Here is a 22,744-nt window from a genome sequence, read left to right on the forward strand (position 1 = left end):
ATCGGTTGGCTGCTTGTTTTGGAAACGTTTCCGATTTGCAAATTTAATATACCACGAACCAGTAGAAAAAGTAAACGCTTTTGTAAAATTTTTTTGATAAAAATAGTCCGTTGAAGCGCGATGCCTCAGCGGACCACTGTTGCCGGTGATTATTTAATCTTCAACGGCGCTAATTGCTTCTCAATCTCTGCCCGACTATCCCCCGCTTGGAGCAACGCCGCGGCGGTATACGCCCCTTCAACGAAGGCCACATCGTAGCGGTGCAGAGTCTTGTCGGTCATGTCGGTGACCAAATCCAAGTTCATCTTCGCACTGCCGAGATCGTAGAAGACCATCAACTCATCGGCGTGATTGTCGTCAATGGCTTGAAGAATATGGGTGGCATCGGTACCGATGTCGCCATCGCTGGTGCCGCCGGCGGTGGTCAGGTTAATGTCCGGCGCAACTTGGCGAATCAGCTTGCTGATGCCGGCCACGATCTCGGGTACATGGGACACCAGCACCATGCCGGTCTGTGTATTGGCAGCCATGGAAAGCCTCCTTTCTTTACTTGGCCGTTGCTTGCAGCAGCGTCTTCAACAACATCCCAGTGCTGACGGCGCCGGGATCCAAATGACCAATGGAGCGTTCGCCGAGATATGACGCTCGGCCCTTCAACGCCCGTAACGGTTTAGTTGCCTCAACGAGTTTGTCGATGTTGGCAGCGTTGAGCTGGCCCGCCTTCGCATCTTGGGCTGCTGGGGTCCAGACATCAACCATGGTCTTGTCGCCAACCTTGGCCCCGCCGCGTTTGGCGACCCCATCGGCAGCCGCTTGCAGCAAAGTCGGAATGTCACTTTCGCTGTCCTTAGCGGCCTTGGCCATTTCGAGAAAAGCGGTGCCGTACAGCGGACCCGACGCGCCGCCAACCTTGCTGATCAGGCTCATGGCAATACTCTTGAAGGTCTGGGCCAAATCAGCTGGATTATCTTTCGCTAATCCAGCGGCCACGGCGTCGACGCCCCGGGCCATATTGTTGCCATGGTCGCCGTCGCCGATATCGGTGTCCAGCTGACTGAGATAGTCCTTGTTCTTTTCAATTTCTGTCTGGTACAACTGCATCCATTGCTTCACTTGTTCAACGTTCATTACGCGTGTCCCCCCAACCAATCGTCGCGGCTGGTGCATTCAAATAGTCCAGCCATTTATCATCTGTTAACTGCAGGAGCGTCAGCGAAAGACCGGTCATGTCCAGCGAGGTGACATAGTTGCCGACCTTGGTGAAGGCGACCGTCGCTTTAGCGTCCGTTAATTGCTGGAGCACGTCGTTGGCAAAGACAAATTGTTCACCCAGCGGAGTGGCGCCAAAGCCGTTCACCAGCACGGCAAACTTCTTGCCGCTGAGACCGCCGGTGTATTGCTGCCCAATTTTATCTAGCAGTTCTTTGGCTAATTGCGCCGAAGGGACCATCTTTTCCCGCTTATAGCCCGGCTCATTATGAATGCCGACACCATATTCCATTTCGTCCGGACCCAGTTCGAAACCGGGATGACCGACTTCAGGCACCGTGGCGGCGTGGAGTGCGACGCCGATGGTCTTGGTTTGCTCAATCACCGCTTTGCCCAGTTTAACGAGGCTCTTGAGGTCCGCCCCGGCTTCGGCAGCCGCCCCAACAATTTTCTCCACGTAAACCGTGCCGGCGACGCCGCGCCGGCCCTGGGTATACAGGGAATCTTCCACGGCGACATCGTCATCCACCACAATGGATTCAACGGAAATATCGTCGATGCTGGCTAGATCCTTAGCCATGTCGAAGTTCATCACATCACCAGAGTAGTTCTTGACGATGAGCAGGACCCCTTGACCCTGATCAGCCGCTTTGATCGCCGCGTAGATCTGATCCGGCGTCGGCGACGTGAAGACCTGGCCAGCGACGGCCGCGGTCAACATGCCCAGGCCGACGAAACCGGCGTGCAAAGGTTCATGGCCGCTGCCTCCGCCAGAGACCACGCCCACTTTGGCTGGGTGGTTTCCGGTGAATGCCTTATCGTTCCGGACAACCGCCGTGGTTTCAGGAATCTGACGGACATACTGGGGATAACTGGCCACCATGCCGGCAACCATTTCCGGCACGAGGTCACTTGGATTGTTCAATATTTTTTTCAAGAGAACTTGACACCCCTTTCAACGTACATCTCCATTATAAGCCAGCGACCCCTGGCGCGTGAACCGGCTAAGTGGGATTTGCCAAATAGTATTGACTCCTAGATTATAATTGTTACAATTTGTATAGACGGTTGCGACCAAGCACGTCGACGTGATACGATGAGCTTGTAGGATTGTCTGCAATTTAATTTTACAAAAGGAGTGCGATTATTTAATGAAGGTCATCGTCGTTGGTTCTTCCCATGGTGGTTACGAAACAGTCCGCGGTATTTTGGCTGAACAGCCCGATACTGAAATTCAATGGTATGAAAAGGGGGATTTTCTCTCCTTCCTCTCCTGCGGGATGCAGTTGTACTTAGAGGGTGTCGTGAAGGACGTCAATTCCGTCCGCTACGCGACCCCGGAAGGCATGCGTGCCCAGGGTGTGCACGTCTTCACGCGCCAAGAGATTACCCAAGTGGACGCTGCAAAGCATCAAGTCACGGTCCACGATTTGGCCCACGATACGACTCGGACAGAAAGTTATGATAAATTAGTGCTCTCCGTTGGTGCGGTACCGGTCAATCTGCCGGTACCGGGCAACGATTTGAAGAATGTCTACGCCATGCGCGGCCGGGATTGGGCAATCAAGCTCAAGGCCAAGACCGTTGACCCGACGGTGCAAAATGTCGTCGTTATTGGGGCCGGTTATATTGGTGTGGAAGCCGCTGAAGTGTTCGCGAAAGCAGGCAAACATGTCACCTTAATTGATATGATTGCCAGACCGCTGGGCCTTTATCTGGATGCGGAATTCACCGACCGGTTAACTGAAACCATGAAGGCCAACAACATTTATCCGGCCACCGGCCAACTGGTGAAGGAATTTGTCGGCCACCAAGGGGCGGTGCAGCAAGTGGTTACCGACCAAGGTACTTATCCGGCAGATCTCGTGATCCAAACCGCCGGAATCAAGGCCAACACTGGCTGGCTCAAGGGTGTGGTCGACTTGGATGAGAAGGGCTTGGTCAAGATCAACGACCATCTGGAAACATCCGTGGCCGACGTTTACGCCGTGGGCGATGCCACGAAGGTGCCGTTTGCGCCCACAGACACACCGCAGCAGATTGCCCTGGCCACCAATGCCCGCCGCCAAGGCCGGATCGCGGCCAAGAACGTGCTGGGTGACGACGTCGCCATGCCGCCGGTTTCCGGTTCTTCCGCTCTGTCCGTCTTTGATTACCACTTTGCTTCCACGGGGATCAAGGAAGGTACTGCTGAACGGTATGGTGTGAAAACGGCGTCGGTCTTCGTCACTGACACGACCCAACCCCCGTTTGTGCCCACTGAAGCCGGCAATACCGAAGTCTACTTCAAGCTGACTTATGACCCGGCAAGCCTGCGCGTGTTGGGCGCCCAAATCATGTCCAAGCGCGACGTGACCGCGAACATCAACGCTATCAGTCTGGCGATTCAAGGCAAGATGACCTTGAAAGATCTGGCCTACGCTGATTTCTTCTTCCAACCGGGCTTCGACCGGCCATGGAATATTATGAACGTGGCGGCGCAAAAGGCGCTGCTGGCAGAAAAGCAGGCAGTGACTAACTAGTTTTTAAATGCACATCGGGCCCGTCAACGCGGATTGCGCTGGCGGGCCCGATTTGTGTGCTCATTTGATTAGTGTTCGTAGTTGCAAAGCGTATAGCCCTTCGCTTTGGCTTCTTTCAGGGTCATCTTGCGCAGCGTGCTTTGGTTCGCGTTTGAAAGCCCGCGGCAGTTGCGGTTGAAGTGATATTTATTGCCCGTGGCGGCTACAAAGACTGTTTCATAGTCGCTGTGACCGGGGTTGGTTTCTGGTTGGCCAGGATTCGATGATTCCGGATTATTCACTAAATCTTCCGGCTTGGTCGTGTAGGCCTTAGCCCCGCGGCTGGTCTCCTTAGTCAAATAGAAATAGGTGCCCTGAATCCATTGGTTTGTACCCAATTCGTACCAGGACTGACCGTTGACCACCTTGCGACCGAATACACGCCAAGCGGAGTTATGCAGCAGCTTGCGACCCGGTACCGGTTGGCGGCCATTGGTCGCCTTATTCCAAATGGCAATGCTGTATCCCGGCACGTATTTCACCCGGCCAACGGCATTGAGGGATTGACTGCTTGTTTCGTTCTGCAGGTCAAAATAACGGCCGGACATGTACTGTGCACCGCCTAGACCGAAGTAATAGTCGCTCCCCGCTTGCCCGCCGGAAAAGACTTGCCAACGACTGTTGGTCTTTAAATACTTGGGTAACGCCCCGCTCCCCGGCTTTTGATACAGCACAATACCGTAACCTTGCACATAATTCACCGTGCCGACATTCCGCGCGGCGGCTTGGGTACTGGCCGGACTGGCCAACAGTCCGCCCACCAGCACGCCGACCGCTACTGCGGCAGTGCGTAACCAAGTACGCCATGACTTTTTCTTCATCGCAAAAATCTCTCCTTTGACACTATATTTTTTTCACAACCGATCCACTTAATCTTACCGGATTCGGTTAGTTTTGCATAGGTCAAAATACAACGCAGTTAAGGGTTTTGCGTGCTAAAAATCTGCTGAAAAGCCCGGGCCGTTGGGGATAACGGTGTATTCTTCGGCCAGATCAAGGTCATCGCGGTGGTCAGGGTCGGCGTGAACGGCACGAACACCAACGTCCGGTCCGTGGGATCCAGCAAATGGCGCAAAGTCACCGCGTACCCCACCCCAGCCTTCGTCAGCAGCGCGGCATTGTAAATCAAGTTGTAGCGGGTAACGATTTGATCTGCGCTGAGTGGTGCGCCCAGCCAGTTTTCTAACATCTGCTGCACCGCCGCGCGTTCCGAGATCATGAGCGGCAATTGGAGCATCTCCTGTCGGGTAATGCCCGATTCCTTGGCTAGCGGCGCACTGGCCGGCATAGCCAGGCCCCAGACATTCCGCCCGGGCAGCGGCGCCCAGGCGTATTTGTTCTTATCGGCCGGATCAATGACGACGCCAAAATCCAGCAAGCCATGGTCCAGCCGTTCAAAAATATCGTCGGCGTTGCCGCTATAAAGCCGCAACTGCACCGCTGGGTATTGCTGGACCAGATGAGCGGCCGCTGACAGGACCGGCTGATTCAGCGGCGATTCTCCTAACCCAATGGTCAGCGGACCACTCAGCGGCGTCTGCTGGTCCAATGCCGCCACAGTACTATCGGCCATGGTCAAAATCTGGCGGGCCCGATTCACCAGGTAGGTTCCCGCCGAAGTCAGGCTGACGCCGCGCCCGGAGCGGTCAAACAACGGCGTGTGCAGCTCATCTTCCAGATCCATCATCTGCCGGGATAACGCCGGCTGGGAAACATGCAGCTGCTGGGCCGCCGCGGTCATCGTCCCCGCATCGGCAATCGCCACTAAATACCGTAAAGTCCGCAATTCCATTAGGTGTCTTCCCTTCTATAAGTCTCATGCATAGATTGCTATCATCTATTAGTATTATACATTATACCATTCAAACGGTATGGTAATCATAACGACAACAAGGAGGTATTTAGAAATGACAGACAATACAGAAAAAGGCGGCCTTTTCGGCTTAGGCGACAAGAACACCGCGTATCAAAAATACTTTATTGATCAAAGCTACTTAAACGGGTTGATTGCCGCCGATGACGACATTGACGTGCAGGTGGCCAATGTCACCTTTGAACCGGGCTGCCGCAACAATTGGCACATCCATCATGACGGTTTCCAGCTGTTACTGGTCACTGCTGGCGAGGGCTGGTATCAGGAAAAGGGCCAGCCGGCGCAATTGCTCCACCCCGGTGACACTGTGGCCATTCACCCGGGCGTTGAACATTGGCACGGGGCGACGAAAGACAGCTGGTTCAGCCATATTGCCATCACCAAAGGCACGACTGAATGGCTGGCCCCAGTCACAGATGCCGAGTATGCTGAATTGGGTACCAAATAATGACAGACCAGTCTGTCCTGGCCGGTTTTGAACACCGCACTAATCCGCTTGTGCATGCGGTTGACCATGCGGGGGCAATGCACCTGACCCGCGACCGCCTATTGATTCCGCTGATTGCCAGCGTTTGTCAAGGTGTTCAGGCACCAATCACCGCCCAAACTGAAGCAATCCTCGCCGCTGGGATTGATCCGCAAGTCATGCTGGAAGTTGTTTATCAACTGACCCCCGTGGTCGGTACATTACGCGTCGCCCAGGCCCTGCCGGCGATTCAGCGGGTCTTCACTGACCAGCACGTGGCCGTGGCGGCCGCCGTCCCGGATCAGGCACCCGACTTTGGCGGCCAGACCCAAGCGGAACTTTACGGCACCGAGATCAAGCATTTGCTGCACGACTTGCCAGACGGCGCTGGCGACTTCATTCCCGCAGCGTTGACCAATCATTTCTTCAATGATTACTACCGCTACGGCGTGCTCAGCGTCAAAGACCGGGAACGCTATGAGCTGCTGGCCCTGATTACCTTGAACGTGGACTTTCAAATCAAAGCGCACGCCCGGGGTAGTCTCAAAGCCGGGAATACGGAAAGCGAGCTCGTCTGGTCCGCCATTCAGCTGCTGCCCTATATTGGTTTTCCCTTGGTCATTAACAGCGTCCACGTGATCCATGACGCTGCGACGGCCTTGGCTGAATAATTCGAATTGGAGGTTTTCTGATGGCTAAAAAACAAACCGCAGGTCGCGACAACTTAGGCGACTTTGCGCCGAAATTTGCTGAGCTCAATGATGATGTCTTGTTTGGTGAAGTGTGGTCCCGGGAAGATAAAATGTCCGCCCGCGACCGCAGTCTGATCACCTGTGCATCATTAATGTCTCAAGGATTATTCCCGCAATTAGAATCCCACATGAAACTGGCGAAACAAAACGGCGTGACCAAAGACGAAATGGTCGAACTGATCACCCAGCTGGCCTTCTACGCCGGCTGGCCCAAGGCATGGTCCGCCTTTGGTTTAGCGAAAAAGATTTACACGGATTAGTTAAGCAGAGGCAGGCCGCCATGACCTGCCTTTTCCTATGCGCCAACCAGCATCCCCAGCCAAACGGCGGTCAAGCCGAGCACCACGGACCCGATTTCGTACACCAGCGCCCAGGTCCATTGCCGGTTCCGCAATTGAATGACCATATCCACTGTAAACGTGGAGAACGTCGTGAACCCGCCGCACAAACCAGTGAGCAGGACCGTTTGCACCAGCGGCGATAACCCGGCCAGGCTGCTGAACAAGCCGGCCGCAAAAGCCCCGAGCACATTGATGATCATCGTCGCCCACGGCCGGCCCGGCCACAGGCGCTTACCCAGCGTCGTCACGCCATATCGCAGCACCGAACCAATCCCGGCACCGACAGCAAGCCAAAACCAAATCATTGCTCCCCCTCCCGTCGCTCAGTGGCCCGGTCGCCGAGGTAATAGCCCAAGCCGGCCAGCACTAACCCGCCCAGCAGGTTCACCAGAAATAAACCCAAGGTCCGCCCTGGGGTTTGGCGGATATTGGTCATCGTAGCCAGCATCAAAGTAGAAAACGTGGTATACCCGCCAATCACCCCGGTACCCAGGCCCAGTACCAGTGCATCGGGCCAATCACTGTCCACGGCATAGGCCGTTAACAGCGCCAGAAGAAAACTGCCGGTTAAGTTTTCAATGGTGGTGCCTAAAAGGCTTGTTGGGTCACCCACCCATTGATTTAAACCATACCGGGCGAGGCCGCCTAAAGCGCCACCCAAAAATACAATGAGGATACTGCCCATCTTCTTCACACTGTTTCCCCTTCCACGAAAAAATGACGTCCACAAGCCACTGCATTGCGCAGCGCGTGTAGACGTCATTAATTACATTCCGTAATAGTTGCAGCCCTCATTTCATGCCCCTTTAAAAGGGCGACATCAACTGCTTTTACCGAAGGCTGCTCGGCGAACGTCATCACCGATTCGATAATCATTAGTTTACCCGGAAAAAGCGGCTGGTACAAGACTCGCCTGATATTTAGCCTTGATTCAACCCTTGCCACCAACTCCGATGCGTCTGATACCACGCAATGGTATCCGTCATGCCTTGGGCAAAAGCCACCGTTGGCGCCCAGCCCAGTTCGTCCCGAATCTTCGTCGCATCCAGCGCATACCGGGAGTCATCCCCCAACCGATCCGGCACATGCTGAATCAAGCTCGGGTCAATATGCAGCTGCTGAATGATCCGCCGGACAACTTCTAAATTGGCGTGCTCGTTGTTTCCCGTGACATTGTAGATCTCGCCGCTTTGCCCATGGCACAGCACGAGATCAATCGCCCGGCAATGGTCGAGCACGTGCAGCCAGTCGCGGGTTTTCAAGCCGTCGCCATACACCGGCAGCGACTGGCCCGTCAGGCCCCGCTGAATCATCAGCGGGATCAGCTTCTCAGGATATTGATACGGACCATAGTTATTGGCACAGCGGGTGATCACCACATCCAGGCCATAGGTATGGTGATCGGCCAGCGCCAACAGGTCCGCGCTGGCCTTGCTGGCGGCGTAAGGAGAACTGGGGTGAAGCGGGGCTGCTTCAGTCACATAGCCGGTGCCGGGAATATTGCCATAGACCTCATCCGTTGAGACTTGGAGGAACCGCTCGATCCTGGTCTCCCGGGCCGCCGCCAGCAGCGTGGCCGTACCGCGAATATTGGTATCGACAAAGACCAGCGGATCCGCAATACTGCGGTCCACATGGGATTCAGCAGCAAAATTCACGATGGCGTCGATCTGGTACTTTTTAATCAGCTGTACCACCAGATCGTGATCCAGAATAGAACCGTGAACAAAATGATAGTGTGCCTCTTCAGGCACATCCGCCAGGTTGCTCAAATTCCCCGCATAGGTCAGCGCGTCCAAATTGATCAGCACATCATCAGGATGCCGCTGGCGCATGAAGCGAATAAAGCTGCTGCCGATAAACCCGGCCCCGCCGGTCACAAGAATATGCATTGAATCCCTCCTATCATCTTTTAAAACTAGTATACCAGTCACCACACACTCTTGTCCGCAACCCATTTCGTTGGTATAGTTTCCCAGTAAAAGAAACGCGGCAACCGTCAGATCAGTTGCCGCTCCATATTGGAGATTTTCACTTGGACTTAATTACGATTCAAAACCAACATACCCATCGTTACCCCGTTGTCATCAGCCTGCCTCACAGCGGCACTTGGCTGCCGGATGACATGCGCCAAGCACTCTTACCCGGAGCCATTCTGGCCAACACGGACTGGTTTCTGCCCGCCCTGTACGACTTTCTGCCCGCCACTGGTTTCACGACCCTGACCAATCACGTCAATCGTTATGCGGCTGATCCGAACCGATCGGTGATCGTTGCGCCGGCAGGCAGTTATCAGCGGACCACGGTATACCAGCAAAATACGTTTGGTCATCCGCTTTACGCCGCGCCGCTATCATTGCCGACGATCGAACACCGCCTGGCCGCTTACTATCACCCGTATCGCACGGCGTTGCAACGCTTATTAGCTGATAAAATCGCCGCGTTCGGTCATGTCACCCTGATCGATTTGCACAGTTTTGCGTTCTACCCCGGTCAGCCCGGCATCCATCCCCAAGACATCGTCCTGGGCAGCGAACACGATCAGACCAGCAGCAAGGCCTTCCGCATGCAAGTGACCGCCGCACTGACGACTGCCGGATTTACCGTATCCGATAACTATCCTTTCCGCGGCGGCGACATTACCCGCCACTACGGCCAAGACCCCCGGGTCACGGCGTTGCAGATCGAACTGAATTATCGCTGTTATATCGGCAATACCCGCCGCTATGGTGAAGAAGAACTGACGGATTATGACCCTGCGCTGTTTGCTGCTGCGTCACGCCGCTTGCTGGCGATAAAACGCCTGCTTGAGCAGATCCAGTAACACGGCGAAGACAATCACGCCCGCGATCACGAGCAAATACGGCCCAATCGGTGCCCGCGGAGTGATGAACCCGGTCAGCCCCATGACTGTTGTTAAGACCATATTGAGACAGGTGACACCAAGCACGGTACGGCTCGGCACTGCCCGCCAGAAGGCCCCCCGCGTCCGGGTCATATAAATCGTGGCCATGGCCGAGAAGATCAGATAAGCAAAGAGCAGTGTGCTGGTGCTATCAGCGGACAGGTGCAGCTGGTACTCGAAGTACCACAGCAGCAAGAAGCCCAGCACCAGCCAGCCCAACGTCAAACCCGTAGCAATTTTGGCCAAATCACCCAACTGCCAGCGGGTCGGCCGGTCGCTGGGGTAGGTCCGATCCGTCCCCAACGTCAGAGTCACAGAATCGTTCATCATCACGATGAAAACGATCATGCTCAGAGAAATGGGGAAGAAACCGGTGAACAAGTAGCCGAACGTCAGCAGAATCGTGAGCTGAGCCGTCCGGGTCAGTTTAGTGATGATCCAGGTCATCATCCGCTGATAGACCCGCTGGCCGGAATCAACGACATCGTTGATGGCCCCGAGATCGGGTTCGGTCAAAATAATATCGGCGGCCAGTTTGGCAATATCCGTGGCGGTGGTCACGGCAATCCCCACATCGGCCTGCTTCAGCGCTGGCGCATCATTCACCCCATCACCCAGCATGCCGACGACGGCCCCGGCTTTTTGCAAGTCTTGGACCAGCCGGAACTTATCCGCGGGCAGGACGTTGGCAAATCCGGCATAATCCCGGGGCGCCTGGTCCATCTCAGCCGGCGTACCAATGGCCCCCTGCAGACCGACTTGCTGCGCCACCGCCTGGGCCGTGGCCCGGGTGTCACCGGTAAGCATGATCACCTGCACGCCCCGGGTGCGCAGCCGCTTGATCAGCGCTGGCACATCGGGCTTGATGGGATCGGCAATGGCGATTAGGCCAACGATAACGCCATCCGCGGCGATCGCTACGACCCGTGCACCGGTGGCTGTCAGCTTTGCCAGTTCAGCGCGCAAATTGTCCGGTACCTGAGCGGCCTGCATCAAAATTGTCGGCGAACCAAGCTGCACCTGATGATCATGCGCCTGCCAAGTCACCGTGGCGGCTGAATATTTCTTCGCCGGATCAAAGGGCGTAAACGACGTCGGGGTTAAAACAGTACCCTTTTTCGCGGCGCCCTCGCGGATCGCGCGTTCAATACTGCTGCGGCCCTGGGGATCGCAAGCGGCGGCCGCTAAAGTCAATACGGCATCCTCATTATAGCTGGCCGGCTCCAACGCAGACACAGCGGCAAGGGCCGTCCGGTCCTGGGTCAGCGTCCCAGTTTTATCCACCAGCAGCACATCCAATGATGCTGCTTCTTGAATCCCCGTCAGTCCGCTGACAAGGATCTTTTTCTTGGCTAATCGTGATGCTTCGACAGAGTTGGCCACGGTGAAACTGGACGGCATCGCCACCGGAATCGTAGCGATGAACAAAATCACCAGAAACGGCAGCAGCGACATGATACTCGTGCCCCGCAGCAGCGCGGTGACGGTCAAGACGAGCACCAAAGCCACATCCAGAATCACCAGCAGCCGGACAATGCCGAACAGTAATTTCTCCAACCGGCCCGGTGCGGTGGCATGGGTCAGCAATTCAGCGGTCTTGCCGTAACTGCTGTTGGTCCCGGTCTTAGTCACTTGCACAATGGCATCGCCGGAAACGACCGTGGCGGCCGCATAGACGGGATCGTCAACGGCCTTCGCCACCGGTGCACTTTCACCGGTCAAAGCCGCCTGGTCGGCACTCAGGCCGCCAATCAGGACCGTTCCGTCGGCCGGGATCACGTCTCCCAGCTGCACGTGGACAATATCCCCCGGCACCAAGCCGTCGGCCGGCATATTTTCCCATTGGTCACCCCGCTTCACCCGGGATTGGGTCCGCAGATCGGCGTGCAGGCCGCCCAGCGCTTTCATCGAACGTTTCTTTTGCACCGCCCCATCGACGGCAGAGAAAACCAGCAGCAACAGGATAAATGTCGCCTGCAGCCCCTTGCCCAAAAAGAATTCCAGAATAATGGCCGCCTCCAGCAGCCAGGGCAGCGGTCCCCACAATCCGTTCAGCACCAGGCGCCAAAACGCCGTGGGCAGCGCTGGCTGCTGGTTCGCCCCAAACTCCTTCTGCTTCGCCGCCACTTCTTCTGGGGCGAGCCCCACCTGCGGATATTTTTCTTCCATCGGCGTTCCTGCCATGATACCCATCCCTTTCTTTACTCCATAACCAAGTATACCCATGCAGTTAAGAAAAGCTGCATGGGTATAACTGAGATAATCATATGTCTTAACTAAACGATCATCATTCAGCGGTCACTGTCCGCCGACCGGTGACAAGAATTAGTCTAAGTCGACGCTGTCTGGGAAGGTGGCAATCTTCGCTTGGTCGCCCAATTCTTCCTCGATCCGCAGCAATTCGTTGTACTTGGCTAACCGTTCACCCCGGGCCGGTGCACCAGCCTTGAGCTGCTCCGCGTGCATGGCGACGGAGAAGTCGGCGATGAAGTCGTCCGTGGTTTCACCAGACCGGTGGGACACCATGACGGTGCAGTTATTCTTCCGGGCCAAACGAATGGCTTCCATCGTTTCGCTCACAGTCCCGATTTGGTTCAGCTTGATCAGGAAGGACGTGGCCAGGCCGGCCTTGATGGCCTTGCGGATCAGAGTCGGGTTCGTGCAGACATTATCGTCGGTGACGATTTGGACCCGATCCTTGTTCTTTTGCGTGAACTTAGCGAAGTTGTCCCAATCGTTTTCACCAAACGGATCTTCGATAGAGACAATGGCCGGATACTTCTTCAGCAAGTCTTCGTAATAAGCCGCCATCTCATCGGCAGAACGCTTCTTGCCTTCAAACAAGTACGTGCCATCCTTTTGGGCAAAGCTGGAGGCCGCGGCATCAAAGGCAATGCCGATTTCCTTCCGCGGTTCATAACCGGCACCTTTGATGGCCTTGACCAGCTCTTGAATCGCCGCTTCATCAGAAGGCAGGTTCGGCGCAAAGCCGCCTTCATCACCTAAGCCGGTGGACAAGCCTTCCTTTTCAAAGTTGGCTTGCAGTTGATGATACACGTTGACGATCTTTTCAAAGCCATCCCGGAAGTTCTTCCGCTCGATGGGCGTGATCATGAATTCCTGGATGTCGATATCGTTGTCGGCGTGTTCCCCGCCGTTGATGACGTTGTGGAAGGTTTGCGGCAATTCTAGATCGACCCCGCCTAAGTAGCGATACAACGGTTCGTGCAGCGAATCCGCCGCGGCCCGGGCCACGCCCATGGACGCACCCAGAATGGCGTTGGCACCTAGGCGGCCCTTGTTCGGTGTGCCGTCGAGTTCAATCAAAATATGGTCGATCTCCGCTTGGTTGAAGGGTGAAACGCCTTGCAGCCGCTTGTTGATCTCGCCGTTGACGTTGGCCACGGCCTTTAACACGCCCTTGCCGCCAAGCCGGCTGCCGCCGTCCCGTAATTCCACGGCTTCATTTTCACCCGTGGACTTGCCGGAGGGTACCCCCGCACGGCCAAAGCCGCCATCGCTCAAATGGACATCCACTTCCACAGTGGGATTGCCCCGAGAATCAAAAATTTCGCGTCCATGGACCTGACTAATCGTAACTGCCATCACCAAAAACTTCCTTTCCAAATTATGTAAAAAGGCGCCCACAATAACCCGCTCGCAGCGGAATATTGTAGGCGTCATTAATTACATACTGTAATGTTTGTGCGGTATGCAGAAAACCTGCTTACCCCTGGCGAACGTCATCGCCTATTCACTTATTACACTTCAGGTATAACATACTCGACTCAGAACGCCAAGAAAATTTTCAGAAATCGGCCAGGCGGAATTCTTTAGCCGGCCGCCCCGGCCCTGGTTGGGGGCGTGACCCCGCGGGCGTGAGCAGTTTCTTGTGGTTGCGTAAGAAATTGGAGTTGTCCGGCTCCGATTGGCCGAATTGGGCAAAAATATGGCGAGCCTGCTTCAGGGTGAACGTCGGGCCCAAAATCAACAGGATCGTGGGCTGATAGTCCAACTTATTGGCGATTCGCTGGCAGGCCACCGTCAAGATCCAGTTGTGGTCAAAAGCCAGACCGGTGGTGGGGGTCTGATCCCGCAGATACTCATCCGCCGCCAAGGTGGTAAACTGCTGCCCTGCCCGGCTGAACCGGAAGCGGCCATTGGTCTGGGGCGTCAAAGCAAACCAAGCCGCCGCCAAGGCCCCGGGCCCGGGCGTCAGTTCCGGCAATTGGGGCAGAAAAATCATGTAGCTCAAAGACAGCGCCCGCTCCCCTGGGGCCCGGTCCGGCGCCGTAAAGGTGGCCAGCTGCTCGGCGTGGAATGCCGACAGATCCAAGCCGATTTTTTCCCGAATCAACCGCAGGGCGGCTTCATGGGCACTTTCATGGACGCGCATCGCCGTCTCCGGCAAGGCCCAGAAATTTTGAAACGGCTGGTCAGCACGCTTGATCAATAACACATTGACCTGCTGGGTTGTCTGGTCAAAGCCCCAGACAATATCGGTCACTGTGATCAAGGGTCGTTCTAAAACAATGTTGGCCAATCGGTGCTCCTCCTTTCGACGCGAAAGGGACTGGGACAAAACTCCTTCTGCTACGCCGTGCCAATGCTCCGCAACCTCCGGCAAAATTGGGCTGGCGACACGAAGTTAGTGCGTCAGCTAGTGGTGACGGCGCTTTGAGCCCGCGAAAACCGCGGGCTCAAAGTCGCCTAACCACATCAGCAGCAAAGCCGCTGTGTGGTTTCCACCACTGAGCCCATTTGCCTCCGGTTGCTACGCATTGGCACTAGTTGCGTGTGAAATTGGAGTTATATCCCCGTCCCTATATTGCACGTATTTACGCCTTTGCGAAATTCAGATCAACGCCGCTAATCACCAGCCGCTTGGCCAGATCTGTATCCTGGAAGACCTGCACACGATTTTCCTGCACATAACCCACGGCCTCATCCTCATCTTCCGGGAAATGGCCGGTGGTGACAAACCACTTGATGACCGCCATGGCGTCGTACCCTTCAAAAGTGGTGTATTGGAACCCGACCAGCTCTTGAATTCCGGCTTCCGGTACGGTGCCGGAATACTGTTGGGCATGGACCAGAATCACCGCGCCGACATTGCGGAAGACACCCAAAATATCAACGGGGGTCTCATCTTCATTAGGATCAGCGGCTGGATAGCGCACCTCATCCGCACCCATGGCACGTAAATAGCGGCCCACGATCTCCGTGAACTGCGCCGGGTGCAATCCCTGCAGCGTCTCTTGTACAGCCGCCACGGCGGCCGCGGCCGGTTCGGGCACCGTGGTGTCCTGCCCAGCGACTAACCCATCAATATCCTGGGTCGCCTGGCCGGACAGCATCAAGTCCGTCCCGCGAAACCGCATCGCGTCGGTCAAAGCAGCGCCCACTGCCCCCTTGGGATCGTTCACCAGCAATTTGACTGGCACGGTGAAGCCGACATCATGTTCCCGCGCCACGGTCGGCACCACCTCCGGCGCGCCTGTGACCCGATAGATGGCAAATCCGGTATGGGTAGGCACAACCACCGTATCATTCGATTCTAACTGGAGAAAATAATACAACCAGTGGCTGCGGGTCCGGGTCGCCCAGGGCAGCCCCATCTTGTGGCCCAGGGCCGCGAAGTATACGGCAAAATCCGCCTTGGCCATAGTCCGAGCATGCCCGATGAGGGTGTCGCCCTCCCCTGCCAAAACAAAAGCGGCATAGCCAATCGATAACTTGTTTTCTTCCTCCAATAATCGGATCTGCATGGCAGCCGATGTTTGGTTGTAAATTCGATGCAACAGGTACACGCGACGACCCCTCCTTCGTCAATTCAACGCTGTAACGCTTTCTATCATTATAACAGAGTCACCAGCGAACTTGTCACTTCTCAACAGTTAATTGCCCATCGGCCAAGCGCCATACGACATCACAGAAGCCCAGCGTTTCTTCCCGGTGGGTGATCATCAGGACCATCCCAGGGTAGTAATCCCGAATGCTATTGAGAATGATCTGTTCATTGATCACATCCAGATTGCTGGTTGGTTCGTCTAGAATCAGTAATGATGAGGGGTGCAGAAAGGCCCGGGCCAAGGCCAGCCGCTGCTGTTCGCCGGCAGACAGACCGCTGTCCGCATTCAAGACGGTATCCAAGCCCATGGGCATCCGGTCAATGCGCTCGGTGAGTTTCACCTGGGCAAGGACCCGCTTGATTGCGTCCCCGGTCAGGTTCTTTGCCCCTAATTGCAAGTTTTCGCGCACTGTGGCGTGGAAAATCTGGGCCCGCTGGGGCAAATAATTAATTTCCTGCCACACCGTCGCCGTCTGCCAATCGGCCGCATCCACGCCGTTGATGGCAATCGTCCCTTTTGGTGCCGGGTACCATTTCATCAGCAACTTGGCCAGAGTCGATTTGCCAGCGCCGCTGACGCCGACGATACCGCCAATCTGGCCTTGCCGCAGCTGCAAACTCACATCTTGCAAGACCGTCTGGGCCCGATTGGGATAAGCGTAGGTCAAATGATCCACCTGCACGTCCGCAATGTTGTCCGTCAGCGCCTGAGTACCATCTGTCTGATTCGGTTCCGGTGTATCCAACAGAACAAACACCCGCTTGGTGGCCCCCAGTCCTTTACTCAAGCTGTCTGGCAAATTAGCCAACGCCAGGAGGGGCCGAAAATCAAAGGGAAACGCCAAAAGAAGCGGCAAGACCGCCAGCGAAAAGTGCGTGCGGACACCCAGCCAAGCAGCCAGCGCCAGCCAGGTGCCAATGATGACCAGCCAGGCCAATTGACCCTTTTGGCCGTTCAAAACACCCACCGCTTGCTGAGCCGGGCCTTCCTGTTGATACTGGGCATCCACGGCAGCCATTTTCTGACCGGCGGCGTGCAGTTGGAGCAAGGCATCCCGACCGCGCACCGCCTCCAGCATCTGCTGTTGGGTCTCGCCCTGTACTTGGGCCAAGCGGGCATTGGCGGTACGCAGCCGGCGGTACCGGTATAACGGCAAAACACCGCCGACCAGTATACTAGCCGCCAACACCAGCAGCCCAGCCACCAGATCGTACCAGGCGTATGTCACAGCCAGTACCAGCGTGAAGGTCGCACCGATGGCAATCGGCACAATGGTATGGGCATAGAATACTTCCATCGCCTCAATATCATCGCCTACGGCTTTCAGCAGATCCCCGGAGCGCTGATTATCCAGTCCCGCCGGGGCCAGGCGCTGCACCTTGGCGTACACGACGTTGCGCAGATCGGCCAGGGCCTTGAACGCCACATAGTGCCCCGCGTATTGCTCGGCAAAGGCACCGATCGCCGCGATGAGGATGCCGCCGATCAGCCACCAGAGCAGCGGGCGGACACTTTGGCTGCCGCTGATGAACAGGCGCCCGGCCTGCCAAGCCACGAAGACCTGACCAAGCTCAGCAATCAGCCCAGCAAACCAGCTGAAAATCAAAACGGGCACGAGATAGCCCACGTACGTTAACATGCGTCGAATCATCCCGCCGCCTCCAATTCCTTTTGCGTATCTAATAACCGGCGGAAGGCAGCGTTGTCCACAGCCAATACCCGTTTCGTCCCGCTGGTGATTTGACCGTCCGCTAGGAAGTAAATCACATCCAGCTGATCGATCGCCCGCCATTCATGGGTGATACACAGCACAATGGCCCGCTGGCTCAGCTGCTTGATCGCGGCCATAATGATTTGGGCATTCATTGCATCAATATTGGCCGTCACTTCATCGAAAATATAAATGTCTTTATGCATTAATAAGAGCCGGGCAAAGGCAATCTGCTGACGCTGCCCCGGTGACAGAAAACGACCGTCTTCACCGATTTGCGTTTGCAGGCCCGCCGGCAAGTCTGCCGCGAATTGGCATAGCCCGAGCTTTGTTACCTGGGCCCACCAATCCGGCTGGTCAGCCGCACCCAATGCAATATTTTCAGCAATCGTCCCCGAAAACAAATACGGCCGATCATCCAAATAACCCACATGGTTCAGCCAATCCGCCCGGGAAAAAGCAGCGGCATTGCGCCGGTCAAAAGTGACTTTGCCCTGGACGAGGGCTAACTGACCGCGCAGGACCTGAGCAAACGTACTCTTGCCAGTGCCGTTTTCCCCCACCAGCCCGTACAGCTGACCAGGCTGCAGCGTCAGCGACACATCGGACCAGAGGCGCGGACCGTCAGCGTAGCCAAATGCGGCATTATGGAAATGCACTGTCTTGATGGTCCCCCGGAAGGTGCCGCGGGTCTCATCCCCAGGAGTCTCCTGACCAGCCGCGATGATTCGAAAAATATTGGCTAAAGCCGGCCGGGTACTCATGACAATATGGAAGAAATACCCCAGCTGCCGCTCGGCCACCAGCAATTGCGCCAACAGCAGCCACAGCACGCTGGCTTGGACTAAGGTCAAGCGGCCGGCCTGCAACGGTCCCCACAGGACAAACGCGCCCGCGCCCATGCCGGCGAAAACGAGCCCGTTCAGAATGAACAGGGATTGCAGCTGATACTTCAGCAGCGCCATGGTCTTCCCGCGGAAAAACTCCGCATCCTTAGCGAAACGCTCCCGGTACCGTTTGGCCGCGCCGTACATCACCAGCGTGCTCATGCCGCCCAGATCATCCAGAAAGCGGCTGCCCAGCTGGACAAAGCTTTGCAAATATTGGCGATTAATGTTGGGGCTGATCTTTTGCAGCAGCATCATCCCCACGCCCATCAACAGGAAACAGGCGATGGGCAGCAGCGGCAGCCAGCTGTGCCAGGCGATTGCCAGACTGATCAGCAGCAAATAGGACAAGCCGCTGGCAAACAAACCGGGGAAAAAGGTGCCATAAAAGGCATCCAGCCGGTTAATACCGCCGAGATCCCGCTGAATCACCTTGTTGCTGGTGAAGTCACCGCTGGCGGTCATTTGGGGCGAAAAAAGGCCCTGCAAATAATCCCGGCGAATCTCCCGTTTGGCTAGAACACTCCACTTTTGGACCCGCTTCTGGGCCCCGGGCAATAGACTATAAAGCCCCCAGGCAATTAACAACGCCAGGGGCAGTACCCCGCTCCACCAAGTTAGGCGGCGGGTCATATACCAATAGAGAATACCGCCGCCGGTGAGGACGGGCAATACAAGCAGCAGCCATTCATTGACCGCTTGCTGCAGGGCACCGCCTAATCCAGCGCGGCCGTATCGAAACAATTGCTTGAACATGGGCCAACTCCTTATGTTTATTGACACCATTGTACCGTCCAGAACGAGATGTGCAAGAGAACATACCAAATGAGCATATGAGCATACATGAGTATGTTAATCGCAACCAGCAAAATGGCGTCTCTTCGCACGGAAAAGACGCCAGCTACGTATCGGCTTCGAAACCCACTTTGAGTTCAAATATTTAATGCCTATTCATTTATAGTGAAGCATAGTCAGGGGATGAGCGAAAGCACTTCTGAAATTTTTGTATAAAAAACACACCATTAATTGATGTGCTTAGACAACACAGTTTAAACTCGCACCAGCCGATTCTGTTCCCGGAAAGTCCGGGGCGATACGCCAACCTGCTTTTTAAACACCTTGTAAAAATAACCGTTATTCTGATAGCCCACTGTCTCCGCAATCAAACCAATGTCCAACTGACCCTGGCGCAGCAGAACCTTAGCCTGGGTAATCCGCCAGTCAGCCAGATATTGGGAAAAGGTCTGGCCGGTTTCCTTCTTGAACAATTGGCCCAAATATACCGGATTCAAATGCAGCCGCTCAGCAATATCGGTCAGCTGCAACGGCCGAGCGTAATACTGCTTGACCAGTGACCGCATGGTTTGAACACTGTCTGAATAACGGGTGTCCGTGACCGCCGCCGCAGCATCCAGCGCCTCCAGCAGCAGGTCATGCAGGCTCGCCAGCGTGGGGGCAGTATTGATTTGATGCACCCGCTCATCATCATCGGGATTGACGGCCATCAAAAACACCAGCGCCAATTGCCGGACATAGGGCACCGCGACCGGATCGCGACGAATTCGGGCATTCAACGCCAGCAAGGCCCGGTGCATTTCAGCCGGGGCCATGCCCCGCAACTGTTCCGCCACCTCGTCCAAACTCGGCTCCTGGGGCAGCGATTCGGTGGGCAGGACCACCAGCCCGGCGGCCAATTCGTAGAAATACGCCTGCTCCACCGCCTGCTGCATCGTCACATACAGCGCGTGAACTTGGCTGAGAAAGGTGGTGGGCTGACTAATTAAGATCGGCCGCTGCTGGGAACCGACGACCCGGGGCAGCATGCTGGTCCAGTAGCGGACATGGGCACTGTCACCCCGCAGCAGGATAATTGCATCCTGACCAGACCAGAAATAGCCCACCACCGGCGGTGATTGGGCCAAAAAGTCAGCCAGCACCGCCCGCTCCGGCCGCAGCACCGCCACGACCCGGACCTGTTCAGCCAGCGTGTCTTCCGTTAATTCCAACGCGGCTACGGTTGCACTATCCTGATGTCCCGTCGCCACCGTCAGCAAGTGCTGCACCTGCTGCTGGCGCGCCAGCAAAGTGTCCTGGGCCCGCTCAGCCTGCTTGGTCAATTGCTTCTTAGCTTTCGCCAACGCTGCCGTGAGTTCATCGGGATCCACCGGCTTGCGCAAATAATCCAGTGCGCCATTTTGCAAACCTGCCCGGACATAAGCAAAGTCGCCATAGCCGGACAGTACGATAATGGCGATGTTCGGCTGCACCTGACGGACCTGACTAATAAAGTCCGGCCCGGCAATGGTGGGCATGTTCATATCCGTGATCAGCAGCTGCGGCTGTTCATGGCGCACAAAACTCAGCGCCCCCGCCGGGTCTTGAAACGTACCAGTAATCTGAAATCCCAAATCCTCCCAGTCAATCAATTTCTGCAACCCCCGCAGAATCATAAACTCATCATCGACCAGGATCGTGGCGATCATGCTGCTCCTCTCCCTTCTGATACCGCGGCCGAAACACCACCGTGGTGGTGATCCCGCCGTACGCGTTGCGATGCAGCGTCAACGCCACACTGTCGCCAAAAAATTGGGCCAACCGGGCGTACACATTTTGCAGCCCGATCGACTGGGGCGGTCCCTCAATTGGCTGGACAATGTGCTGGTTGACCCGCAACAACTCCGCTTCACTCAAAGACTGCCCATTGTTGATCACCGCCACTTCCACGTGGTCGCCCACATGTCGCGCCGTGATCGAAATCGCATTGTCCTGCCGAGCAAAGTTCACACCATGCACAAAATAGTTCTCCACCAGCGGCTGCAAGGTGAATTTCGGCATCACCAGCTGCTGCAAATCATCCGGCACCCGGATCTGATAAGCCAACTGTTTCGGATAGCGCACCTGGTACAAGTAAATGTACTTCTCAATAAAGCGCAGCTCGTCACCCAGCGTGGCCGTCGGTCCCTGATCCGTGTTGTTGCGCAGCAGACTGGCAAAGCTGAATACCACCTGGGCCAAATCCCGCTGCCCCGCATCCAGTGCCGCCATGCGGATGTACTCTAGTGTATTATACATAAAATGCGGGTTGATCTGAGCCTGCAGAGCCTTCATGTTGGCGTCCTGCTGGGCAATCTTCAGCTGATAGATCTGGTAAACGTACTGATTGATCTCTGTCAGCATATCATTGACGCCGGTCGCTAAGACGTTGAGGTCATCGTTGTTGCCTGTCTTTGCCAAGCGCTCACCAAGTTGGCCTTTACCGATTTGGTGCATTTTTTGGATCATGGCGGTGAGTTGGGTTTGATAGCGGCGGAAAGTGAGGAAGAGCGAAAGAATCAAAATACCCAGCATAACTGCCGCCAAGGTCAGAATTGGTGCCAAGAGGCCCCACAGCTGATTGCGGTGCGCATCACTATTCACCAATACCGCTACGGCATTGTTTGTCCCTAAAGGTTCCATGCGACCCTGATACGCCTGGCTTTGCAACAATTCCTGTAGCGAGCCCTTGGTGGCCGTCGTCGCCACCTTCCGCTCATTACTTGCAATCACCTGGCTATCCACATAGTGAAAAAGCAATCGATTCGTATCGCTGACCACCGCCACCTGTAAGTGGGCCTGCGTGTGCAATTGAGTCAAATCTCGGCGTAAATAGTCCGGATCAAACGTCAACGACAAGGTCCCCGCATTTTTTAGCGTAATGGAATTGATCAGCGGTGCAGTAAGCGTAAAGCCGGTAATATCTTGCTGCTCCCGAACTAAACTGCCCCCCTTTTCTTTCTGCGTCACCACGTATGTTTCATTTGAGTTGGGTACCTGAATTCGTAATTTGGTAATCATCGGGTAGCGAATCAGCAGGGTGGTCACCTCATTGGGCAGAAAGAAATATTGACTGCCCTGACTATGATCAATGGCGTAGGTGGCATAATCCGCCAAAGAGGCATGGAAAAAGACATCCACATTCGCTAAATCATCTGCCGTTGCCGCCAGCTGGGTAGCAAAATCATTGGTCAGATTCTGGTACCGTTCAATGGTTTCTCCAACCCGATTGACTGCCAAATCTTGATTCTGGGCGAGCGTGTGGTCAAAGGAACGAATCTGCAGGAAGCCAGCTAAGCCTGCGACCAGCACAGTACATGCCGCTAGAATCATAATATAAATCCGAACCAGCCGGCGAAAACTGGCATGCATGG

Annotated in this window: 21 protein-coding genes and 1 riboswitch; of the genes, 5 read left to right on the forward strand and 16 right to left on the reverse strand. The window is 55.6% G+C overall.

Going from position 1 to position 22,744, the window contains the following annotated elements:
* Nucleotides 1-149: 149 nt before the first annotated feature.
* Genes dhaM through dhaK form a run of 3 tightly spaced genes read right to left on the reverse strand, consistent with a single transcriptional unit; the run spans nt 150 to nt 2,146 of the window.
* Nucleotides 150-530: a dihydroxyacetone kinase phosphoryl donor subunit DhaM gene (gene dhaM / locus H627_RS0104540; RefSeq protein ID WP_027827975.1), complete on the reverse strand. Its 381-nt coding sequence runs from the start codon at nt 528-530 to the stop codon at nt 150-152.
* Nucleotides 531-546: 16 nt separating this feature from the next.
* Nucleotides 547-1,128: a dihydroxyacetone kinase subunit DhaL gene (gene dhaL / locus H627_RS0104545; RefSeq protein ID WP_027827976.1), complete on the reverse strand. Its 582-nt coding sequence runs from the start codon at nt 1,126-1,128 to the stop codon at nt 547-549.
* Nucleotides 1,118-2,146 carry a dihydroxyacetone kinase subunit DhaK gene (gene dhaK / locus H627_RS0104550; protein ID WP_027827977.1) on the reverse strand — a complete coding sequence of 343 codons (1,029 nt, stop codon included), beginning with the start codon at nt 2,144-2,146 and terminating at the stop codon, nt 1,118-1,120. The genes dhaL and dhaK overlap by 11 nt, the downstream gene beginning before the upstream one ends.
* Nucleotides 2,147-2,360: 214 nt before the next feature.
* On the opposite strand from dhaK, the gene H627_RS0104555 reads away from it, so the two are divergent.
* Nucleotides 2,361-3,731, forward strand: coding sequence for an FAD-dependent oxidoreductase (locus H627_RS0104555; RefSeq protein ID WP_027827978.1), 1,371 nt, complete (start codon nt 2,361-2,363; stop codon nt 3,729-3,731).
* A gap of 68 nt (nt 3,732-3,799) precedes the next feature.
* Here H627_RS0104555 and H627_RS0104560 read toward each other — a convergent pair whose 3' ends face one another.
* A complete protein-coding gene (locus H627_RS0104560; RefSeq protein ID WP_027827979.1) occupies nt 3,800-4,591 on the reverse strand; it encodes a hypothetical protein in 792 nt (263 codons plus the stop codon).
* 98 nt (nt 4,592-4,689) lie between these two features.
* Entirely contained in the window at nt 4,690-5,562 is an 873-nt protein-coding gene (locus H627_RS0104565) for a LysR family transcriptional regulator (protein ID WP_027827980.1), read from the reverse strand.
* 115 nt (nt 5,563-5,677) lie between these two features.
* Here H627_RS0104565 and H627_RS0104570 point away from each other — a divergent pair, with 115 nt between their 5' ends.
* The 3 genes from H627_RS0104570 to H627_RS0104580 are packed head-to-tail and all read left to right on the forward strand — an operon-like array spanning nt 5,678 to nt 7,121.
* The gene (locus H627_RS0104570; RefSeq protein ID WP_027827981.1) at nt 5,678-6,091 is read left to right on the forward strand and encodes a cupin domain-containing protein; all 414 of its coding nucleotides are present in this window, start codon (nt 5,678-5,680) and stop codon (nt 6,089-6,091) included.
* A complete protein-coding gene (locus H627_RS19105; protein WP_051225177.1) occupies nt 6,091-6,780 on the forward strand; it encodes a carboxymuconolactone decarboxylase family protein in 690 nt (229 codons plus the stop codon). Before H627_RS0104570 ends, H627_RS19105 begins: the two co-directional genes overlap by 1 nt.
* A gap of 20 nt (nt 6,781-6,800) precedes the next feature.
* Nucleotides 6,801-7,121 (forward strand): carboxymuconolactone decarboxylase family protein, encoded by a 321-nt coding sequence (locus tag H627_RS0104580; protein ID WP_027827982.1) that lies wholly within the window; start codon nt 6,801-6,803, stop codon nt 7,119-7,121.
* 35 nt (nt 7,122-7,156) lie between these two features.
* On the opposite strand, the gene crcB is transcribed toward H627_RS0104580, so the two are convergent.
* The 3 genes from crcB to rfbB all read right to left on the reverse strand — a co-directional run bounded on the left by crcB (nt 7,157) and on the right by rfbB (nt 9,094).
* Nucleotides 7,157-7,507 carry a fluoride efflux transporter CrcB gene (crcB, locus tag H627_RS0104585; protein ID WP_027827983.1) on the reverse strand — a complete coding sequence of 117 codons (351 nt, stop codon included), beginning with the start codon at nt 7,505-7,507 and terminating at the stop codon, nt 7,157-7,159.
* A complete protein-coding gene (locus tag H627_RS0104590) occupies nt 7,504-7,887 on the reverse strand; it encodes a fluoride efflux transporter FluC (RefSeq protein ID WP_035439975.1) in 384 nt (127 codons plus the stop codon). The genes crcB and H627_RS0104590 overlap by 4 nt, the downstream gene beginning before the upstream one ends.
* Nucleotides 7,888-8,122: 235 nt before the next feature.
* A complete protein-coding gene (gene rfbB / locus H627_RS0104595) occupies nt 8,123-9,094 on the reverse strand; it encodes a dTDP-glucose 4,6-dehydratase (RefSeq protein WP_027827985.1) in 972 nt (323 codons plus the stop codon).
* Between the two features lie 143 nt (nt 9,095-9,237).
* Between rfbB and H627_RS0104600 the strand changes: the two genes are divergently transcribed.
* Entirely contained in the window at nt 9,238-10,026 is a 789-nt protein-coding gene (locus H627_RS0104600; protein WP_051225178.1) for an N-formylglutamate amidohydrolase, read from the forward strand.
* On the opposite strand, the gene H627_RS0104605 is transcribed toward H627_RS0104600, so the two are convergent.
* From H627_RS0104605 to H627_RS0104640, 8 genes are all read right to left on the reverse strand, one after another.
* Complete coding sequence (locus tag H627_RS0104605; protein WP_051225179.1) at nt 9,979-12,300, reverse strand: HAD-IC family P-type ATPase; 2,322 nt, start codon at nt 12,298-12,300, stop codon at nt 9,979-9,981. The genes H627_RS0104600 and H627_RS0104605 overlap by 48 nt on opposite strands.
* Nucleotides 12,301-12,432: 132 nt before the next feature.
* Nucleotides 12,433-13,713, reverse strand: a complete 1,281-nt coding sequence (gene eno, locus H627_RS0104610; protein WP_027827988.1) for a phosphopyruvate hydratase — start codon at nt 13,711-13,713, stop codon at nt 12,433-12,435.
* A gap of 61 nt (nt 13,714-13,774) precedes the next feature.
* Nucleotides 13,775-13,867: riboswitch (Fluoride riboswitch) on the reverse strand.
* A gap of 48 nt (nt 13,868-13,915) precedes the next feature.
* On the reverse strand, nt 13,916-14,650 hold the full coding sequence (locus H627_RS0104615) for an NUDIX domain-containing protein (protein ID WP_027827989.1): 735 nt from the start codon (nt 14,648-14,650) through the stop codon (nt 13,916-13,918).
* Nucleotides 14,651-14,945: 295 nt separating this feature from the next.
* Nucleotides 14,946-15,917, reverse strand: a complete 972-nt coding sequence (locus tag H627_RS0104620; RefSeq protein WP_027827990.1) for a restriction endonuclease — start codon at nt 15,915-15,917, stop codon at nt 14,946-14,948.
* Nucleotides 15,918-15,990: 73 nt separating this feature from the next.
* Nucleotides 15,991-17,610, reverse strand: coding sequence for an amino acid ABC transporter ATP-binding/permease protein (locus H627_RS0104625; protein ID WP_027827991.1), 1,620 nt, complete (start codon nt 17,608-17,610; stop codon nt 15,991-15,993).
* On the reverse strand, nt 17,607-19,313 hold the full coding sequence (locus H627_RS0104630) for an ATP-binding cassette domain-containing protein (protein WP_027827992.1): 1,707 nt from the start codon (nt 19,311-19,313) through the stop codon (nt 17,607-17,609). Before H627_RS0104630 ends, H627_RS0104625 begins: the two co-directional genes overlap by 4 nt.
* 293 nt (nt 19,314-19,606) lie before the next feature.
* Nucleotides 19,607-21,040 carry a response regulator gene (locus tag H627_RS19110; protein ID WP_027827993.1) on the reverse strand — a complete coding sequence of 478 codons (1,434 nt, stop codon included), beginning with the start codon at nt 21,038-21,040 and terminating at the stop codon, nt 19,607-19,609.
* On the reverse strand, nt 21,015-22,742 hold the full coding sequence (locus H627_RS0104640; RefSeq protein ID WP_027827994.1) for a sensor histidine kinase: 1,728 nt from the start codon (nt 22,740-22,742) through the stop codon (nt 21,015-21,017). The genes H627_RS19110 and H627_RS0104640 overlap by 26 nt, the downstream gene beginning before the upstream one ends.
* Nucleotides 22,743-22,744 lie beyond the last annotated feature (2 nt).

Origin of the sequence: Schleiferilactobacillus harbinensis DSM 16991, from assembly GCF_000425885.1 — a bacterium.
Taxonomy (GTDB): domain Bacteria; phylum Bacillota; class Bacilli; order Lactobacillales; family Lactobacillaceae; genus Schleiferilactobacillus; species Schleiferilactobacillus harbinensis.